The 18,510-nt window shown below is 36.5% G+C and carries 15 protein-coding genes; 6 read left to right on the top strand and 9 right to left on the bottom strand.

From position 1 onward, the window contains the following. Positions 1-31 precede the first annotated feature (31 nt). On the bottom strand, positions 32-1,159 hold the full coding sequence (locus tag AMET_RS15765) for a GerAB/ArcD/ProY family transporter (RefSeq protein WP_012064304.1): 1,128 nt from the start codon (positions 1,157-1,159) through the stop codon (positions 32-34). Positions 1,160-1,245: 86 nt separating this feature from the next. Between AMET_RS15765 and AMET_RS15770 the strand changes: the two genes are divergently transcribed. The 4 genes from AMET_RS15770 to AMET_RS15785 all read left to right on the top strand — a co-directional run bounded on the left by AMET_RS15770 (position 1,246) and on the right by AMET_RS15785 (position 5,369). Beyond that, a complete protein-coding gene (locus tag AMET_RS15770) occupies positions 1,246-2,862 on the top strand; it encodes a spore germination protein (RefSeq protein WP_012064305.1) in 1,617 nt (538 codons plus the stop codon). A 23-nt stretch (positions 2,863-2,885) separates the two neighbouring features. Next, on the top strand, positions 2,886-4,037 hold the full coding sequence (locus AMET_RS15775; RefSeq protein WP_012064306.1) for a Ger(x)C family spore germination protein: 1,152 nt from the start codon (positions 2,886-2,888) through the stop codon (positions 4,035-4,037). Further along, positions 4,037-4,261 (top strand): hypothetical protein, encoded by a 225-nt coding sequence (locus AMET_RS15780; protein ID WP_012064307.1) that lies wholly within the window; start codon positions 4,037-4,039, stop codon positions 4,259-4,261. Before AMET_RS15775 ends, AMET_RS15780 begins: the two co-directional genes overlap by 1 nt. A gap of 115 nt (positions 4,262-4,376) precedes the next feature. Beyond that, complete coding sequence (locus AMET_RS15785) at positions 4,377-5,369, top strand: lipoate--protein ligase (protein WP_012064308.1); 993 nt, start codon at positions 4,377-4,379, stop codon at positions 5,367-5,369. Positions 5,370-5,473: 104 nt separating this feature from the next. Here the strand turns inward: AMET_RS15785 and AMET_RS15790 are convergent, their stop codons facing one another. The 6 genes from AMET_RS15790 to AMET_RS15820 all read right to left on the bottom strand — a co-directional run bounded on the left by AMET_RS15790 (position 5,474) and on the right by AMET_RS15820 (position 11,867). Further along, a complete protein-coding gene (locus AMET_RS15790) occupies positions 5,474-6,487 on the bottom strand; it encodes an alpha-hydroxy-acid oxidizing protein (RefSeq protein ID WP_012064309.1) in 1,014 nt (337 codons plus the stop codon). A gap of 273 nt (positions 6,488-6,760) precedes the next feature. Next, positions 6,761-7,294, bottom strand: coding sequence for a hypothetical protein (locus AMET_RS15800; RefSeq protein ID WP_012064310.1), 534 nt, complete (start codon positions 7,292-7,294; stop codon positions 6,761-6,763). Positions 7,295-7,367: 73 nt separating this feature from the next. Next, positions 7,368-8,792, bottom strand: a complete 1,425-nt coding sequence (locus AMET_RS15805; RefSeq protein WP_012064311.1) for a sensor histidine kinase — start codon at positions 8,790-8,792, stop codon at positions 7,368-7,370. Next, positions 8,789-9,466, bottom strand: coding sequence for a response regulator transcription factor (locus AMET_RS15810; RefSeq protein ID WP_012064312.1), 678 nt, complete (start codon positions 9,464-9,466; stop codon positions 8,789-8,791). The genes AMET_RS15805 and AMET_RS15810 overlap by 4 nt, the downstream gene beginning before the upstream one ends. Before the next feature lie 406 nt (positions 9,467-9,872). Further along, positions 9,873-10,637: an acyl-CoA dehydratase activase gene (locus tag AMET_RS15815; RefSeq protein ID WP_012064313.1), complete on the bottom strand. Its 765-nt coding sequence runs from the start codon at positions 10,635-10,637 to the stop codon at positions 9,873-9,875. Positions 10,638-10,706: 69 nt separating this feature from the next. Beyond that, positions 10,707-11,867: a double-cubane-cluster-containing anaerobic reductase gene (locus AMET_RS15820; protein WP_012064314.1), complete on the bottom strand. Its 1,161-nt coding sequence runs from the start codon at positions 11,865-11,867 to the stop codon at positions 10,707-10,709. A 253-nt stretch (positions 11,868-12,120) separates the two neighbouring features. Between AMET_RS15820 and AMET_RS15825 the strand changes: the two genes are divergently transcribed. Beyond that, positions 12,121-13,587, top strand: a complete 1,467-nt coding sequence (locus AMET_RS15825) for a spore germination protein (RefSeq protein ID WP_012064315.1) — start codon at positions 12,121-12,123, stop codon at positions 13,585-13,587. A 50-nt stretch (positions 13,588-13,637) separates the two neighbouring features. Here the strand turns inward: AMET_RS15825 and AMET_RS15830 are convergent, their stop codons facing one another. Both AMET_RS15830 and AMET_RS15835 read right to left on the bottom strand, forming a co-directional pair. Beyond that, positions 13,638-14,942, bottom strand: a complete 1,305-nt coding sequence (locus AMET_RS15830; protein WP_012064316.1) for a CitMHS family transporter — start codon at positions 14,940-14,942, stop codon at positions 13,638-13,640. A 71-nt stretch (positions 14,943-15,013) separates the two neighbouring features. After that, positions 15,014-17,314, bottom strand: coding sequence for a hydratase (locus tag AMET_RS15835; protein WP_012064317.1), 2,301 nt, complete (start codon positions 17,312-17,314; stop codon positions 15,014-15,016). Positions 17,315-17,452: 138 nt separating this feature from the next. Here AMET_RS15835 and AMET_RS15840 point away from each other — a divergent pair, with 138 nt between their 5' ends. After that, positions 17,453-18,391 (top strand): LysR family transcriptional regulator, encoded by a 939-nt coding sequence (locus AMET_RS15840; protein ID WP_012064318.1) that lies wholly within the window; start codon positions 17,453-17,455, stop codon positions 18,389-18,391. The last annotated feature ends 119 nt before the right edge of the window (positions 18,392-18,510 follow it).

The following is an 18,510-nucleotide window of genomic DNA, read 5'->3' on the forward strand; positions in this document are numbered from 1 at the left end:
TCATCATGATGTTCTTAGATGTTAGCCTTGGCTAATTTACTGTTTTATGCTTTCTATGTTTTTTATCTTTCAATTTAATTGTTATAAACAATAACAAGGGTATGGGTGCAAACAATGGTAGCGACACAAAGAAATAAGGTACCACCCATGCTAGAATTACATCAAATCTAGGGATGAGAAATGGCATGGATACCCCAATTAAAATCGCAACAGGCCAAGCAAAATCCTTGGGCTCTCCTAACTGAAAATAATCGGAAATGATTTCACAAATGACATAATACGTAATAATGAATTTAAAGTAAGTCGTCACATAAAAGACTGCCAAAAACAATGGGTCTAGCCTTTCAATAATATCTCCAACCTCGATAATTCTTATTGTGCTAAAGGGAGGAAAATTAAGGGTTTTTAAGGTTTCTTCCTCAAAAGAAGCCACAGAAGCCAATGCTCTAAATGTTAGTAGTACTGTGGCCAAGAAAATTGCTATAAATGTATATTTCAAGAACTGGCTTTTCCCCCGAGCCTTTGTTTTCGTATATCTATAATAAAAAATCACTGGTAGTATTTGAGCATAGGGAAAATTCATATTAGGAATGGCTCCTGCCAATACAGGCTTTATACCCTGGGACATAATGGGTAAAACTTTTCCAAAATCCAGTTTAGATAGAACCAGAAGAAATAAAATACAATAGACAATTATCAGGATGGGTAGTAGAAACTCTAACAACCTTACAAAGACCTCTAGGCCAAGCTTGACCCCATAGACAGCAGGGACTATAAAAAAAATGATAAAAATATAACCAGGGGTCTCTGGCATGGTTATTTTTCCAAAATAAAAAACATCAGAAACAACCAGACAACAAAGAATAAAAAAGAACAAAGCATAATAAAGATTCATCAAGCCCCCCAGGAGCTTACCCCAATACTTATTTAGGGCATTGGTCATACTTAAGCCAGGACACAGTGATAGAGGCAGGTAGTGAATAAAAATAACGATATAGGCGACTATGGATGCGATTATATTGGAAATCCAAACATCCCTACCTGCCTCAATCATACCTGGAAGATAAAGAATGGATGCGCCTCCCAGTTGCGCTACGGTTAACCATAGAAGCTGCCTAAAGGATATCTTTATTTTATTCTCATTTTCTATCCCTAACATAAACTAACCCACCACTTTCTCTGTATTTTGTTATATTTTATCCCATTAATGCACAAAATATAATTGTTACTAAGGGAGGGATGCTGATGAGAAAGTCTACACTACAAATCATTAAAGAATCAATTCATAAAATTACTAAAAATAATAGCAAGACAGGTACAAGTACAAATAAAGATACTAAGAGTCATGAAACGACTCAGTCAGTAAAATTTTCTCATCATTTAGATAAAAATATTCAAATCATTGAGTCCTACTTAGGAGATAGTGATGATATCAAATTTAGATATCTTCAGATCCCTACCCTCCCCAGTATAAGGGCAGTGGTCGTATTTATCGAAACCTTAGTAGATGACAGCATATTAGAGTCTTCGGTATTAACTCCCTTAACTCAAGGCCTTGGAGAAAGAACTGTTGAAGAAAGAACTTATTTAAGCTCCCATATAGATGACTTAATAGAAAGCACATTACCTAATAGCAACATTTGTTTTTTACAAGATGTCAATGAAGCAGTAGATGAACTTTTATCAGGAAATGGTATTATATTGATCCAAAATTATGCAAATGTCATATCAATTACGATCTCCCAGGGTGCTGCTAGGGAATATGCTGAACCCCAAACAGAGAAAGTCGTTAAGGGTCCTCAACAGGGCTTTGTGGAGGATATAGCTGCTAATGTTTCAATGATTAGAAAAAGAATTAAATCACCAAACCTTGTTATCAAAGAGCTTACCATAGGTAGAGAGTCAAGATCGGAAATAAGAGTCGCTTACATAAAGCATATTGTTAATCCTTCTATTGTCAAAGAAGTATTCAAAAGACTTAAGCGGATAGATGTTGATGGCATTGTTGGCTCTGCAAGCATTGAGGAATATATCGACGATGCCCCCACCAACCTCTTTCAAACCACCTTTTATACTGAAAGACCCGATAGGGTACAAGCAATGTTACTGGAAGGCAGGATAACTATATTATGTGACGGAACCCCCTTTGCAATCACCGTCCCTGCCATCGTTACAGATTTTTTTATTAATTCTGATGACTATTACCAGAATCCTTACTTTGCAAGCTTCACTAGATTTATAGGATATCTAGGTGCCTTTATGATGACATTTTTACCCTCTATTTATATCGCTGTTAGCACCTTTCATCAGGAGGTGCTTCCCACAAGCCTTGCCCTCACCATAGCTGGTGCTAGGGCAGGGGTGCCTTTCCCTACCTTTGTGGAGACGTTGATTATGGAGATTGCTTTTGAAGCTCTGAGACAGGCTGGCACCAGACTTCCAACCCATGTCGGTCAAGCAGTGAGTATTGTTGGGGCCTTAATCATTGGTCAAGCTGCCGTTGAAGCTGGATTGGTTTCTTCTGCAGTCGTTATTGTTGTTGCTACCACTGCCATTTTTTCTTTTACCATACCCTACACTAACTTTTCCTTAAGCTTACGATTGACAAGGTTTTTTATGATGGCGCTAGCAGCAACCCTGGGGATTTATGGCATCATGACAGGAGCCTTACTAGTAGCTCTTAACCTCGTCTCCTTAAGGTCCTTCGGTGTCCCCTTTATGGTTCCCTTTGCTCCTTTAAGCTTTCAGGATATGAAGGATTGGGTATTTAGATTTCCCCAATGGGCGATTACCAAAAGATCCCCTTATATTGTTAATGGAAATGTCAATAAAAAGGCAAAAAATCTAAAACCCAAACCATAAAGCACCGAAGGGAGAAGAGATTCATGAAAAAAAGCAGTCTGATACTGATCCTGTTACTATCTACCCTATTGACTACCTCCTGCTGGAGTCGTAGGGAAATAGACGAGCTTGGATTTGTAATGGGTTTAGGCATTTCCAAAACTGAGGCAGGTCTCTATTCAGTGGTGGTTCAGGTTGCCAATCCCGATGCACTTGTGGCAGATGTCACTGATTCCAGACATCTCTACACAATTATAAAGTCCGAAGGTCTTACGTTTTTTGACGCCTTAAGAAATTTATCTATGGTAGCTGGTAGGCGTCTTTATATCGCTCATATTACAACCCTTATCATACACGACTCAATCGCCATAGAGGGACTAGAAGATGTGATTGGTTTTCTTGTGCAGGATATGGAAACCAGACTAGAAACAAAGATCCTTATTAGCAAAATACCTCCTGAAGATATTTTAGATACGCAAAATCACCTAGGCGTCATTCCTGCCGTTGTCTTGTCAACAATAGCAGACAATTATGGAGCCAATTCTAAAATATATATATCGGATCTTCATGAAACCGTTGAAGCAGTCAACAATCCTAGCACCAACTATGTAACCACACTAGTGGAAATACTACCCCCTCCATCAAAAAAAGAGCTACCGCAACTAAAACTAACTCAAATTGCTATTTTTGAAGATGATAAACTTAGGGGATATCTAGACTATGAAGAAGGACAAGGCTTTAACTTGATTACCAATAATTTTAAAAACGCCTTAATTGTATTTGAAAGTGCTGCTACCGGTGATAATATCGTGATAGAGGTATTAGAATCAACAACCAAGATTACACCAAGTTATGAAAATGAAAAGGTAAACTTTCACATTGAACTAAAGCTTACGGGCAATGTGGCAGAGAGAGTCCCCATAAAGGGTCGGGCTCATGATTTAGACATCTATCATGTCCAAGATGAATTATGTCGGGTTTTGGAAAACAAGCTTAATAGATCCATCTCTACTGCCCAAGAAAAATACGAGGTTGACTACTTTAATCTAAGTAAGGATTTTCATAGAAAATATCCTAAAGAGTTTAAGGAAATAAAAGATGACTGGAATGAAGTGTTTTCTCATGCTGATATCACAGTGAAGGTAGAAAGCAATGTAATTCACTCTGCCCTCAATTTAAATAGGGGGAAAATATAATGAATATTATCTTAGTCCTATTAATTACCGTTATACTTTCTATTGATTTTGCTAGATTGAAAAAAAACAAATCAGAGGTCTTATCTCTTTATATTGCTGTCGTTGCAATGATTTTACTTGTTGCTGCAGTAGATAAATATGATTTTTTTGAAACCAGTCCCCTGGAGATAGGGATTAGAAAGCTACTGCCGGTTACTAATTGGCTAGAAACCAAGTTTAATTAAAATTCCTACCAATTGAATTGTATTTTCTGCTAAAATATATTTTTCTTTTAATCCGCCTAAATCTGGGTATTCATATAGAAAGCTAAAAAGAATATCATGTAAAGGAGCGAATTAAATGATTAGTATTCGTAATGATAGCACAGATCCACGTTTTAACTTAGCCCTTGAAGAATATGCTTTGAAATATTTAGATCCCAATGAAGAGTATGTCATTTTATGGCAAAACGAACCCTCTATTATTGTGGGTCGCAACCAAAATACAGTTGAAGAAATTAATGCTGAATATGTGAAGAAAAATAAAATCAATGTGGTTCGTAGACTTTCTGGTGGTGGCGCTGTTTATCATGATTGGGGTAACTTAAACTTTACCTTTATTGTCAAAAGTGGTAGAAATCTCGTCAGTAATTATAAAAAATTTACAGAACCCGTTATCAAAGCCCTTAATCGATTAGGTGTCCAAGCAGAATTTTCCGGTCGCAATGACATTACCATAGATGATAAAAAATTCTCTGGAAATGCCCAGTATTATTATAAGGACCGCTTACTCCATCACGGAACCTTACTGTATGACTCCGAATTAAGTGTGCTTCAAGATGCCTTAAATGTCAAGACTGATAAATTTTCATCTAAAGGGATTAAGTCCGTTCGCAGTAGAGTCACTAACATCGCTTCCTATTTAGAGAATGTTGTCCCAGTTCAAGAATTCAAAGACATTTTAGTCAGCTATATTTTAGAGGATTCTGGAAGCACCTCAAATGAGTATGAGTTGACAGATAGAGATAAAAAGAAAATTCATGAAACGATGGAGGAGCGCTATGCCGCTTGGGAGTGGAACTATGGTCGTTCTCCAAACTTTAATATGAAAAAATCTAAACGGTATGCTGGAGGCTTACTGGATATTCGTTTAAATGTCCACAATGGCTTGATACAAGAATGCAAGCTGTATGGTGACTTTCTAAGTAAAAAAGACGTCACAGATCTGATAGACCTAATAAAAGAATCAAAATATGATGAAGATACCATTCGTCAGCAATTACAGGACTTTGATCTTAATGATTACTTAGGCAGTATCGCTCTAGATGAATTCATTGATTGTTTGTTCTATTAGTGTTATTTGGAATTTCAAGTGCTTAAATGTACAAAGGGAAGTGGTCATCCACTTCCCTTTGTACATTTTCTAATAAATCATTAAATTGTTGTTATCACCTTTTTTTAGTAAACACAGCCTCTATTAATATCCTTTAATTCATGACATCCTGTCATAATCATTGTTTCTTTTAACTCTTTTCCTATTTTTTCAGTATAAATCCCAACTCCCTCTGCACCGCCACCATATGCTGCTACGATATAGGGTCTGCCAATGAGTACAGCGTCTGCTCCAAGGGCTAAGGCTTTAAAAACATCTACTCCAGTTCGAATACCACCATCAATAAATATCTTCATTTTTCCTTTGACTACCGCTACAATTTCTGGTAACACTTCGATTGTGGCCGGTGTATGATCCAGGACTCTCCCTCCATGATTTGAGACCACAATCCCATAGGCACCTGCCTCCATGGCCTTTTTAGCTCCTTCAACTGTCATGATTCCCTTTAAAATCACAGGAATACTTGTTGAACTAATAATTTTCTTTAAATCTTCTACAGATTTTGTTGCCACTGGTTTTCCTAGAAGCGCTAAGGTAACAAGTCCTGCCGCATCTATATCCATGGCAATAGCAGTCACACCTACTACTTCAGCTTTCTTTATCTTCGAAATGATTTCATCGGTTTTCCAAGGTTTAATTGTAGGAATTCCATTGCCTCCATGTTCTCCGATTACTTGAAGAGGTAAATCATAAAACTCATCCTTCACCCCATCCCCAGTAAATCCAAGGATTCCTGCATGATTGCATCCCTCTATAATCGCTTGAGAGTAGGTAAAATCATCTAACTCGTCACTATAATTGAGGGCAACTGCACCAACAGGAGCAGCAAATACAGGGTACTTAAATTTTCGCCCAAATAACTCAATAGACGGATCGATTTCCTTTTCCATTACAATTGTATCTAAATTGATTTTGACGTCATTTAATTTCTCCCAATTCCGAATAAATCCTGCTCCGGACCCCTTACCTCCGGCTCCTGGTACTTCTCCTCTACAGACGATTCCATTGCATTCTTTACAAACCTTACAACGTTTTTCTATTTTTTTTCTTGCATTATCCCGTATTTCTTCATAATTCATTGCTTCATCCTCCTTTGGTTTCTACTTAATTTATTTCGATGAAAGAAATTAAATTCCTCTTTCTCTATACAAAAAAGTCTTTCGTAAAATCTATTGCATAGTTGTATTATTTCATAATCAAATCTATGATCTACGAAACAATAGAACATCAACACACTTTGAACATAGAAAAGAGAAGGCATCAAAATACCTTCTCCTCTCAACACTTACTTTTCCAACATATTATTCTATAGTATTAAATACGCGAGTCTTACTATTTTTAATTTGTCTACTCTAGAAGTTAAGTTTCATTCTTCTTTCATTTCCTCGGTGAGGTCCCTTACCATCTAATAAAAGTCTACTAGATTCCATTTTTTCTTTGATCATTTCCATCTGTTCTTCAGTAATCTCCCCAGATTCCACCTTAGCCTGGATCGCTTTCATTCGTTCTTCTAAACCTACTTTTCTGACGTCCTCTAAATCAACTCCTCGTTCTTCTAACATTTCTCTAACATGCACCCCTGCTTCTTTTTGTGCCAATAGGTCTTCTAATGGAATATCCAATTTTTCGGAAATTCCTTCTAGTCTTTCCTCGAATCTTCCTCCTTGCATTTCTTTAAATCGTCCTCCAAATCTAGCTCCCTTTTGAGCCTGGAATTCTTCTACAGACATCCCCAATTTTTCAGCAACTGCTTCAATGTTTACCTCTCTATTTGTTCTGAACCTAAGTTGCTGGTTTTCTTGTGGCACTTCATTTGCAAAGGCAGGTGCTGCGATGGCACCTACTAAACTTAATGCTGCAATTGATATCACTAGTTTCTTTTTCATTTTGACACACTCCTTTAGAATTTTTTTCTTACCTACTGCTTTCATAGATAGTATAGGCTTTTAAAGTGACAACTTAGTGACAACTATAAGAAACTTTTTTTAATGTAAAGAAAAACATTATACCCTCTTCATGATTTTCTACACCATATTGACTTCCATGGAGTTCAAGTACATTCTTCACAATAGCTAATCCTAATCCTGTTCCTTTTTTTTCTTCACTGCCCTTATAAAAACTTTCCCATATTGACATTCTTTCTTCTTCGCTAATTGGATTGCCTTCATTATACACACTTATTTTAATATTCTCTTTTTCTTCTTGTATCGAAACACTGATTAATCCTCCTGATTCAGTGTGATTAACCGCATTTTGAAGAAGATTGGTGAGTACCTGTTCAATCCGATATTCATCTCCTAGGACTTCACATGACTCCATTGATGTATCTACTTGAAATCTCAAGTTTTTTTCCTTTTTAAATAATTCAAACTTCCAGAGACTTCGTTGAACCATCACGCCAATATCAAGTTGTTCAACATTTACCTTGAAGTTTCCCGATTCAAGTTGTCCCAGGTCCAACAGATCTCTTACCAAGTTACTCATTTTATTTATTTCATCCTCAATAATTGTAAAGTATTCTTCCCTCTCCTTCTCATTTGTTGCCATTCCATCTTCTAGTGCTTCAGTGTAACCTTTTATCAATGAAATGGGTGTCTGCAATTCATGAGAAACACGGGCAACGAATTCCTTACGCATTTTTTCTAAATTTTTTTCATTTTGTAATTCTTTTTGTAGTGCTTCAATTGTTGTTTTTAGTTTTTCTGTTAAGAAGTTTAAGGTTTCTCCTAGCTGACCAATTTCATCTCCTCTATTTCCATTCCACCTTACTTGAAAGTTTAACTGACTCATTTCTTTGGCAACTTCATTCAAACCAACTAAAGGCTTCGTAATGGTTTTTGAAAAAAACCACGATAAAATGACTGCCACAATTAAGGCTACCAGTAGTAGATATAGCGTAAACTGCTGACTAATAGCGACTGCTTCTTCAATAGGCTGTAGTGGTGTTTGAAAGAAATATATTTTATTATCTATTGGAACCAAAACAGCCAATAACTCAATTTGACTACTGTGTCCAGAAATTTTATAGTATTGGGTTTGCCCTCTTCTAGCCTGGTTTAAATGTTCGCTAGGAATGAAATTAGCTCGACCTATTCTGATGAGCCCCTCTTGATAAATAATTTGATCCTGCTCATCAATAATCAGCACTCGACCATTAATCTCCTCGACAACATTTCTAATGTAAATTACCATTTCTTCACTCGTACCGTCTTCTTGAATTTGTCTGTCAATTTTTGTTCCGTACGCCTCCATACCCTGTACTTTCTGATAAATATAATAGTGGCTCAATAACTGACTTTGTAATAACCAAAAAATACCATTAACAATTAATGTAAATAGTAGAAAAAGCAAAAGTAATTTTATAAAAATGGATTGCTTTTTCACTTTGTCACCTCAAACCGATACCCTAGCCCTCGGACAGTTTTAATCTGCTCTCCCATTTCCTTCAATTTATGTCTTAACCGCTTCACATGAGTATCCACTGTTCTCAAATCACCATAATAATCATATCCCCAAACTCCATCTAAAATTACTTCTCTAGATAGCGCTTGGTTTTGATTATGGAGGAAAATTAAAAGCAGATCATATTCCTTAGGAGTTAACATAAGACGTTCACCTTGTAAAAAGACTTGGTGCCCTTTTTTATCTACCTTCAATCCTTGTACTATCAAAGTTTCTGTTGATAACTGGCGATTACTTCGCTTTAATAAAGCCTTCACTCTAGCCACCAGTTCCTTTACACTAAAAGGTTTTGTCATATAATCATCCACCCCTAAATCAAACCCAAAGAGTTTATCATGTTCTTCACTTCGCGCTGTTAATATTAATATAGGCACATTACTCTTTTCCCGTATTCTTTTACAAATTGTCCAACCATCATACTCCGGAAGCATAATATCCACAATAATCAGGTCGTACTGCTCCTCTTCCCATAATACCAAGGCCTCTTTACCATCAGCTGCTTCAATTACGCTGACCATTTCCTTTTTTAAATAAGTTGCCACCAATTTTCTTAAGTTTTTTTCATCCTCTACTAAAAGAATCCGACTTCCTACCATAACCTTCACCTCTTTTGATCTTCACATTATTTTTATACCGTTCTAGCTTTCCCCATATCTATTATACTAACAAAATGTGACAGTTTTGTGGCAAAGATTTCGTGTCCTTCAGTCTACTTTTATCAACTATCATCTACATAAAAAAAGCGTCTCCGACGCTTTCGCTAGGGAAACCTAGTTTCCCTTCGACGACGACAAAGTCGTCTGAGCACCCTTCTGACTACGGAAGGGGAATACTTCCCCTTTCAACCCCTGTTTTTTATATAATTAGGAAAGTAGAACTTACCTATTATATAAAAAAAGTAGTGATATTTTAATTTATCACTACTCTTTCTGGATGTTTATATTCAAATATTTTACTTTTTAGAAAATACATAATATGTCGTTATCGACATTTATTAATGGCTTATAACTCATAAGCAATAATCGCAGCCCCAATAGCCCCAATAAATTGGGAAAGATCAGATACTTGAATTTCTACTCCCAGCTTGTCACTTAAGTATTTTTTAAGTAATGGGTTTTGAGAAACACCTCCTGAAAAAAACACCTGATCTTCTGCACCTACTCGACTCACTAAGGAATAGGTTTTATTACATACAGATTGTAATAATCCTGCAGCAATACTTTCCTTTGAAGCACCTTCAGCCATCAAACTAATGACCTCTGATTCAGCAAAAACAGTACACATACTATTAATGTTCTCAGGCTTTGCATCTCCTGCTGTTTCAGAGAGTTGACTCACATCCATTTCCATGGTATTGGCCATGACCTGCAAAAAACGCCCTGTTCCAGCTGCACATTTATCATTCATTAGAAAATCCATTACCAATCCGCTTTCATTTAGTCGAATGACCTTGCTATCCTGTCCCCCAATATCAATCACGGTTCTAATTTCAGGGTTAATAAAATGTGCCCCTCTCCCATGACAAGTAATTTCAGTTACCTTTTTATTAATAAAATCCAACGAAACACGGCCATAGCCAGTTCCAACAATGGCATGAACTTCATCTAGCGTAAGTTGGCTTTTGTTCAAAATTTCCTCTAATAGCCGGTTTCCTGACTCCTTAGGACTCCATCCAGTTGGAATGATTGCTGTTGCCATGATTTTCTCTCCATTAAAGGCCACAGCTTTTGCCGCCACGGATCCCACATCAATTCCAATACTAATCAATTTATCACGTCCTTCTCAAATGAGACTTAATCTAAAGGGAGTCTTAGTACGACATCGAAGTTCCACTCCTTAACCAGTGACCGTAACCCCCAATGTTTCTAAGAAGGCTTCTATCCTTACCTTTAATTGTCCTACATCTGAATCCGAATAATCTGTTTCGATTTGAGTAAAGGCAAGTCCTAATTCTTCTTTGACATATTTTTTCACAGTGAAGGATTCAATATTGTATGTATGACAGGCTTGCCACGTTAGATCTACCACAGCATCCACTTGATACTCCGCTGCCATTCTTTTAATTAAATCCAATCTACCATTGTTGTTATTCATACAAGAGCAAGGAGTAGATAAATACTTTTCTGCTAAAGCAAGCATTGGTTCTTTATGTTCATCTACCATGGTATCTAGACCTTTATATCCTGTACAGTTTTCTAATGCAACAACACTGGCCCCTGCTTCTTCGATCAACTTCAGTACCTTTTCCGAGCCACTTCCAATTGGACACCCTGTCAATAAAATTCTCGGTGCCCCCTCACTGAAGGCGTATTGTCCCTTACTCATTTGATCCTCAACATCATGGATTAGTCTTTCTATTAATTCAATTCCAGCCTCTTTATCTACGTTAAACCCCTTTAACCATTGCGCTAACATCATATCCATTCCTGATAGCGGTGCAGGTTTATGGGCATTTAGTTGGTGTAGACGCTTCATTGCCTGTCTTTCACGGTTCATTAGCTTAATGGCATCCTTTAGTTTTTCTTCTGTAATTTCTACATTAAACTGCTTTTCTAAAAAGTCTTTAAACCGAACCATTTCATTTTTCCAAAGGGCCAATGATTCCTCTCCTTCAGCCGTTTGTGGTAAATTCATAATATGCATTGGCTTAATCTTACCCATCAACTCATACATTTTCTTCTTTCCATCACAGGTGGTTTCCGCTAATAATACATCGGAAAAATAGAAATAAGGGCATTTATCTGTAATGGCAAATCCATAGCTTGATTTAATCAGTGGACAAAGATTTCTTGGCAGTTCTTTTTCTGCATCTTCAATGGGTTCTTGTTTTGTTCCACAAAGTGTCACACTAATTGCATCAGCAGCTAGGGCAATCTCCTGTGGCGAAAAAACACAGTACATACCCACTACCTTCTTCCCCGCTTCACTTGCCTCTTTAATTTTAACTGAATTGACACCCCGTAAAGCCTCTACTTCTTCCATCATTGCTGGTCTCATTTTCATTCCCCCTAGGTTTATTCTTTTTCAGTGTAACAGGACTTCCTCTGTGTCACAATCATTTGAGAGTCTTTTACTTATTGAAAATATCTATGGGTTTTACATTAAATATAGAAAAATTTTACAACTATAAAATTCAAAAGTAGCATCAGTAATGAATTGTGTTATCCATCTGTAAATTCATATTTCCCTTATACATATCTCCGCTAATTTCAAGACATAATAATCCTATTGTGATGAAAGGAGTGGGAAAATGGGCAAAGGAGATAATAAAGTCCCTCTTTCAAAAAATTTTAGTCATAATATTAATTATTTATTGAAGGAATTGCGAGTAGATGAAAACTTCGACATTATCCATCGACAGTTAGAGTATGCCAATCGTAAGTTTGGTCTTTTTTTCGTGGATGGGTTTGCTAATGAAAACGTGATGGTTATGATTATGAGGGAATTAGAACATCTCGCTCCCAATGATATCTATAAAGATGCCGTAGACAAATTAGTGAAACGATTTATTCCCCACATCGAGGTGGAGAAAATTGATGACCTAGAAGAGAGCATTACCCAGATCTTATCTGGACAAGCAGTATTAATTATTGAAGGATGTAACGAAGGGATTTTAATCGATATCAGAGAGTATCCTAGCCGTTCTCCTGAAGAGCCAGACATTGAACGCGTTGTCCGGGGACCTCGAGACGGTTTTGTCGAAACCTTGGTCTTTAATGTGGCGTTAATTCGCCGTCGTGTGAGAGATCGTTCTTTAATCATGGAACCATTACAAGTGGGTACCCGTTCAAAAACAGATATCGTCATCGCATACTTAGATAGCGTCGTAGACTTGGATTTAGTGGCGCAATTAAAGCAAAAAATCGAAGATATCTCAATTGATGGATTACCCATGGAGGAAAAGTCCTTGGAAGAGTTTATATTTGGCCGTCACTATAACCCCTATCCCATGGTTCGATATACTGAGCGTGCGGATACATGTGGTGTACACCTCAGGGAAGGGCATATCCTCATGCTTGTGGATGGCTCACCCAGTGTGATGATTTGTCCTGCAACCTTTTGGCATCACCTCCAACATGCGGAGGAATATCGTCAAAAACCAATTGTGGGTATGTTTTTACGCTGGGTTCGTTTTACAGCGGTTTTTGCATCTTTATTTTTGTTACCCTTATGGTATGTTTTGGCCGAAAACCCTCATCTTCTTCCTGAGTCATTAAAGTTTATTGGCCCTGAGACAACAGGTCAGGTTCCTTTGTTTTGGCAGTTTTTCTTGGCGGAAATTGGGATCGAAATCCTAAGGATGGCAGCCATACATACCCCCAGTGCCTTGGCTACAGCCTTAGGTTTGGTCGCTGCCATTTTAATTGGTGAAGTTGCCATTAATGTTGGTCTCTTTGCCGAAGAGGTAGTTCTTTATTTAGCCATTGCGGCCATGAGTACCTTTGCCACGCCTAGCTACGAACTGAGTTTAGCCAATCGAATGTTTAGACTGGTATTCCTCATCGGTGGTGCGTTATTTGGTATTTATGGTTTTCTGGGGAGCATCTTGCTATGGATTATTTTACTTGCTACATCCAAATCATTAGGCGTCCCTTATTTATGGCCATTGATTCCCTTTAACGGTAAAGCTTTATTAGATTTATTTATTCGAATTCCAGTACCATTGAAAACCAAACGACCTAGTGCTTTAAAGACACAGGACGATACAAGAGAGTAAAAAAACAAAGGTGCGACTTCATATGTTTAGAAGTCGCACCTTTTATTTTTTTATATATGCACTAACCCTATTAATATTGATGCGATCAACATTAATATACTCATGCCGTATAACCACTTAAAACTAAATTTCATATGATCTTTTAAGTCTAGATCTACTAACCCTAATGCTAAAAAAGTTGCAGGTACTATGGGACTAACCAAAAGACTTATATTTTTCCCCACTAGCATCGTTGTTGCAGTATTAAATGGCTCAACTCCAAATTGTGATCCAACTTCGAGTACCAATGGCATCAGTCCATAAAAATATGCATCGGTACCGATCATCATACCCAGAGGAAGTGCAATAACACCAAATACTAAATGTACATATCTTCCTAGAAAATCTGGAACAATAGATAGCATTGAACCTGCCATAGCTTCAAGCATACCCGTTCCATCCATTATCCCCACCATAACACCTGCTGCTAGCATTGTAGCAGCTATAACAAGGGCTGCAGGTGCATGGGCTTTAATTCTCGCATCTTGGGCTTTTAATGACGGGAAGTTTATAACTAAACCAAGACATAGTCCTATCATAAATACCAAGTAAGCAGGCATGACATCCCAAACCAATGTTCCAATAACAGCAACCGTAAGCAGTAGATTAAACCATAATAACTTAGGTCGTTTAAGGTCTTGTCCTTTTATATCATCTTCTTGACCTATTTCTATTGCTGTCGCTTCTTCTATACTGATTCCAGCACCCTTTTTCTTTTCAATTATACCCAGTATTGCTGCAAGACCTAGTGTAAATATGACACCCAGTACTTGGAGCGGAATAAGCCTTAACCATAGATCATTTGCATCCATGCCCAGTACAACTGCAGATCTAGCTACCGGACCTCCCCAAGGCAATAAATTCATAACCCCCATTGCACTAGCAAGTATTAATATCAGTACCTGTGGTCGTATATTCATTTTTTTGTAAATAGGATACATAGCTGGTACAGTAACTAAAACAGTAGTTGCAGTTGCACCATCTAAATGTGCTATTGTAGCGATTACACCGGTAGCTACTGTTATTAAAACAACATTATTTCCAGCTCTTTTTACAAGTGCAGACACCATTCCATCAAACACACCCACATCCGACATTAATCCAAAAAAGATAATGGAAAATATAAATAATATGGAATTATTTTGTACAGTCCCAATTCCCCCTTTAACCATTTCACCTATTTCTTCAATTCCAAAACCTGCTATAAGTGCTGCAACCAATGGAACTAAGATAAGTACAACGATTGGACTCATTTTTCCTTTTAGTAAAATCACAATAATACTAATAACCATTAAAAATCCAAGTATTGATAACATTTTATTCCCCCTCAAGTTTTTTAGTTGAAACTAGATCTTTTATTATTATTTACTATAGGAGATATTTGATCTTATCTCCTATAGTAATTTATTAAACAGCCTTCAATTAATATCTCTCTTTCATCATCGGTCAATTGTCCAAGTCTTAAAACGGTTTCTTTTATTTCTTCACCAATTACATATGCCTTTATTTCATCTGTCTTGTTAATGATAGCTGATCTTATACCAGGTATTAAAACAAAATCTCCCTTACTTACAGCATTTTCATCTTCCGTTAAAAATGGCAAGATACCCCAGTTGATCAAATTGGACCGATATCGTTTTGTAGCATATTCTTTTGCAATATTTGCCCAACCTCCTACTACCTTTTGGCAAGATGCTGCTTGCTCTCTAGCTGAGCCATCTCCGGGTTTATTGGCATATATCGTACTTCCGATGGCAATATCCTTTGCTTCTTTATTTTCAAAACCTTTTATGGATTTGATCTTTTTATAAAGATTTTTCAAAGCTTCAAATTCAATATCTACAGATTTTCCTTCTTCTCTAGCTACTTCATAGGATAATACTTGTTTAGAATTCGAAACGTAGTTTGGATCTTTTCTACTTAAGGTGAATTCTGCTAGTCTCAGAGGGTTAGATCTATAGGATGAAGTTTCCCCTGATGGAATCAGTTCATCTGTTGTGGTTACTGGATCCGTTATATGCGTTACAACTTTTAAAAGAATATCCTCTGTTAAACTAGGCATCTCTGGCCAGTCTTTTATATTAGGTCCAGATACCAGTTCCACAGAATCATCTGCTTCTTCTACATCATCGTAGACTCTATTATCATAAATGGTTTTATCAAAATAGTATTTTTTATTGCTATATTCTATATCTATTTCATCTGCTCCGGTTAATCTTCCTCCATTTATGGCAGTTGCTGCAATGGATCTAGCATCCATAAGACCCACCATAGAGATTTGTCCTTCATTTGGTTTTGAGCCTTCTCTATTAGCAAAATTTCTCGTGGTATGTCGGATAGAAAACTCCCCATTTGCAGGTGTATCTCCTGCTCCAAAGCATGGTCCACAAAACGCTGATCTAACTATGGCACCAGCTTTCATCAAATCATAAACCGAACCATTTTTCACCAGTTCAGCATAGGTAGGTTGACTTCCTGGGTATACACTCATAGAAAAACTTCTATTTCCTACAGTTTTATCTCTTACAAAATCTCTTAGGATATCACTTACTGCAACAATATTGTCAAATGTTCCCCCTGCACATCCTGCAACGATTCCTTGATCAACATATATATCCCCATTGATGATCTTACTAGACAAATTTATTTCCACAGTATTGGACTCAAATAGTGCTTTACTCTCTTCTTCTACTTTATGGAAGATGTCTTTGGCATTTTCTTTTAGTTCTTTTATCGTATAAACATTGCTTGGATGAAATGGCATTGCTATAGAGGGTCTAATCTTCGATAAATCGATTTCAATAATCCGATCATAGAAAGTAATATCTGCTGGCTTTAGTTCACTGTAATCCTTTTCCCGACCATGAATTTTGTAGTATTCCCTTACCTTCTCATCAGTTTGCCAAATAGAACTCCAACAAGCTGTCTCAGTAGTCATTACATCGATTCCATTTCGATACTCAATAGGCAATTTTTCGATCCCATCTCCCACGAATTCCATTACTAGATCTTTTGTAAAATTATTTTTATATACATTTCCAATTATAGATAAGGCAACATCCTGTGGTCCAACCCCTAGTATAGGCTCTCCTTTTAAATAAACAGCAACAACCTTCGGTTTTTTAAAATCATACGTTTTTCCTACAAGTTGTTTGGCAAGTTCTCCGCCACCTTCTCCTACTGCCATTGTTCCAAGTGCCCCATATCTAGTATGACTGTCAGATCCCAAAATCATATTTCCACATTTCGCCATCATCTCTCTGTTATAAGAATGAATGACTGCTAGGTTTGGAGGTACATAGACTCCCCCGTATTTTTGTGCAGCAGATAATGCAAACTTGTGATCATCTTCATTGATCGTGCCCCCTACTGCACATAGGGTATTATGACAATTAGTTAGCACATAAGGTATGGGGAATTTTTCCATCCCACTGGCTTTAGCCGTTTGTATGATACCAACATAAGTAATATCATGAGATGTTAAAGAGTCAAATTTTAATCTAAGTTCATCTCCTGTTCCAATATTATGGCTATTTAATATTTGACAGGTAATAGAGCCTTGTTTAGCGGCCTTTTCATTTAATTCTTTTCCTGTTTTATTTCTTATTACTTCTTTTACATCTGGTGTATTGAAAATGATTTCATTTCCATTTATAAGATATCCTCCGTTTTCGTACAAATTAATCAAGATAAGATCACCCTCCTATATTTTCTAGTATTGTATTGTCAATTCATTAATTTAATTATATAATTATTCTGAAATATAGGCTAATACTATTATAGTTATATCATCCATAGGCTTTGCCTATGGGCAAGGAGGTTATTTATGAATCAACGTGAATTACTATATATAAAAGCGATTGCTGATACAAAAAGCATCTCAAAAGCAGCAAAAAAATTATTTATAGCACAGCCTTCCCTTAGCCAATCAATTCAAAAAATTGAAGAAGACTTAGGTTTACACTTATTTAAACGTACTAATCAAGGTATGCTATTAACTTATGCTGGAGAAAAATATTATCTAGCTGCTACTCAAATATTAAAGATATATAATGATTTTGAGATGGAAATTAGCTATATAAACGATTTAAAGAGCGGTAGAATCACGATTGGAATTACAAATTTCCTGGCTACACACCTTCTACCTACCGTCCTTCCTGATTTTAAAAAGCTTTGTCCTAATATACAGGTCCTTATTCAAGAGAAAAATTCTACGGAATTAGAAAACACCTTAATAAACGGTGAAATAGACTTTGCTATCATGCATATGCCTGTCACCAAACGTCAATCTTCATTATTGTTTGATCCTATAGATGATGATCCTTTTCTATTAGCGACAGAAAAGAATCATCCCCTATCAAGACATGCTAAAAATATAGATGGTCTTTCTTTTCCATCTATAGATTTAAAATTATTTAAAGATGAACCATTTATCGTTCTCCATTCCGGTAAAAGGATTGGTCAAGTTGCAACGATGATATTTCAAAAAGCTGATATTATCCCAAATATAGTTTTGACCTTAAAGAACTTCGAAACAGCTAGAAGATTAGCTAGTACTGGGATAGGATCAACTTTTATACCTTACGAATACAGTAAAATTTTTGGAGAAAAATACCAACCATCGTATTTTTATATAGATCAAAAATATGGTGCTTATTGGACTACATGCATTGCTACAAGTAAAAACATGTATGTTTCTAAAGCGTCTAAGTTATTCATTGACTTAGTTAAGACAAAGTTTGGTAATGAAAAATCACCTTCTTAATTTATAGATAAGTTTGTCCTATTTTATATAAAAAAGAAATCCTAAAAGAAATTTAACCGTAAAATTTATTGATTTTATAATTACTGAATCCTCCAACATATAAAAAGGAGAGGTGCGTT

This window comes from Alkaliphilus metalliredigens QYMF (genome assembly GCF_000016985.1).
GTDB lineage: Bacteria > Bacillota > Clostridia > Peptostreptococcales > Natronincolaceae > Alkaliphilus_A > Alkaliphilus_A metalliredigens.